Origin of the sequence: Parafrankia sp. FMc2, assembly GCF_041008525.1 — a bacterium.
In the GTDB taxonomy this organism is placed as follows: domain Bacteria; phylum Actinomycetota; class Actinomycetes; order Frankiales; family Frankiaceae; genus Parafrankia.
In genome coordinates this window covers 1-2,143 of record NZ_JBFLUG010000340.1, presented here as the reverse complement: position 1 = coordinate 2,143, position 2,143 = coordinate 1, and the positions used below count along the sequence as shown (strand labels likewise).

Annotated in this window: 2 protein-coding genes; both read right to left on the bottom strand. The window is 65.2% G+C overall.

Annotated features, from left to right (window positions below; all coding sequences use genetic code 11):
• Window positions 1-1,183 (bottom strand): recombinase family protein (locus tag AB1460_RS37005; protein ID WP_368967188.1); only part of this gene is annotated, 1,183 nt, incomplete at its 3' end.
• 623 nt (window positions 1,184-1,806) lie between these two features.
• The coding region (locus tag AB1460_RS37000; protein WP_368967187.1) for a recombinase family protein at window positions 1,807-2,143 on the bottom strand (337 nt) is incomplete at its 5' end.

The window sequence follows — 2,143 nt, the reverse complement described above, 5'->3', positions numbered from 1 at the left end:
CGTGGTTGGCCAGTGCGTACTGGTCGGGGTAGACGCAGCGGTAGTGGGCCTTGCCGTTGTTCCAGCTGCCCTGCATCCGCCGCTGGCAGATTCCGCAGCGCATCCGGCCGCGCAGCTGGTAGGGGTGGCGGGTGCGTTTGGGTTCGCGAGGGCCGCTGGGGTCGAGTTTCTTGGCAGCGAGGCGGGCTTGGACCTGGGCGAAGGTCTCGTCGTCGATGAGCGGCTGGTGGACGACGGCTGTCGAGTAGATCCAGACGTCCGGGGCGTTCCACCGCATCCGGGTCTCATAGCCGAGGGCGACGTCCTCGACGTCGAGGAGGATTTCGTCTTTGCGTTGGCGGTTCCAGACCTGCCGGCCGGTGTACCGGGGGTTGGTCAGGATGGCGCGCAGCGCGGCTTTGGACCATGCGATACCGGTGCGATGGGGGTTACGAATCGGGTCGTGGGCTGACGGGCTGGGGATGCCGCCGCCGGTGAGTCCTTCGGCGATCGCGTAGAGACCCTTGCCCGCAGCGTATTCGCGGAAGACCCTGGCCACGACCGGACTAGCGACCGGGTCGGGTTCGAGGACATGTAGGCGCTTGCCGTCGGCTGCTTTGGCCGGGTTGGGGTGGGGGCCGGCGTCGGCGATGCGGTAGCCGTAGGGTGGCCGTCCACCGAGGTAGCGTCCTTCGGTCTTGGCCTGGGCTGCCATGGCGGTCCGTACCCGGATCTTGATCCGGTTCCGTTCGCCTTTCGACATACCCCCGAACACCGACATGATCAGATCATGGGCTTCCGACGCGGGGTCGATGGGGCCGCCGACCTCGGGCACCCACAGGACGACGCCGTAGTGTTCGAAGACGGGGTGCACGAGGCTGTACTGGTTGCCGTAGAACGCCCGGTGCGGCTCCCCGATCACGACCGCGTCGAAGCCGCGGTCGGGGTCGCGTAGTGCGGCGAGGAGAAGAGCGGCCTGTGGGCGGCGCTTCCAGGGGATCGAGCGTGAGTGGCCGATGTCGAAGTACTCGGTGACGATCTCCCCGTGCGGGTCGATGAGAGCGTGGGCGCGGGCGAGTTGCCAGGCGCGGGAGGATTCGGGGTCCTGCTGGTCCTCGGTGGACACCCGGCCACAGAAGGCGAATCTGATCAACTCAGGAAGCCTTTCGTTCAGTTTCCTTGTCGTCGTGCGGTGGATTTTCATAGATCGTGTTGTCGGGTGAGGGCTGTGCGTTTGTGTAGCGGCGGAGCAGGCGTAGCAGGACGGCAGCTAGACCTGGGGTGAGAGCGGGTGGCCCGTCGGGGACGACTACATCAGGAAGGCGGGGGGCGTAATCAGTTTCCCTGTTGGAAAGGGGCGGTGATGGGAAGGGTGCTGCAGGCTGGAGATTCGGGCAGCCGCTTCCGAGTGGGCAGGGAGCGGTATCAGCATCGGGCAAATGAATGCTAGCTCCGGCGACATCTGGATGATGTACCGGGGGGCAGGGAAACTGTTCAAGTCCGGGACGCGTCCTCCTGCAGGCAAATTTAGGGGTCGGGTTCGGATTTTCTGGAATTCTCTCGTCGATTGGTTGGCCGGGAACGATCCCGGGTCTGAGTTCGAGCTCAGCTAGTGCCTCCGCGTGCGGCGGCGCTGACGGGTCGGCCGATGTCTTTTCCGGAGAGCGAATGAATGGGGTCGTCGGATCGCTCGCGCCGTGAGCTGCCCTATGGGTGTGTCCAGGGTCGCGATGCGGAAAGCCATCGGGTGAAGGTTTGTCAGCTCTTTCGGGTGAGGGTGGAGTTGAACGCTGGTGACCATTCCCATCCGGATCTTTCTCCGAGGGCTCAGTGGGATGCATCGTCGTCTTTGTCTCGACAGGCCATCGAACGGTCAGATACGGAGATGGAGTTGGTGCCGGTGGAAGGAACTTCAGAGCTGGAGAACGTCCAGGCGGGGAACTGCGAGCTGATGATTCCGGTGCCGCGTGGCGCGAGGAGCTGCGCGTCGAAGAACGTCCGTCCGTCGATGATCGGTTCGTGGGCGTCGGGGCAGATGACCCATTCCTCTGGGGGGACCGGGCGGCCGGCGATGGTGCGGCCCCAGACGGTGGACCCGGTGTAGACGGGGTTGGTCAGGATGCGTGCGACGGCTTCGGGGGTCCAGGGGCGGGGGGTGTGGCTG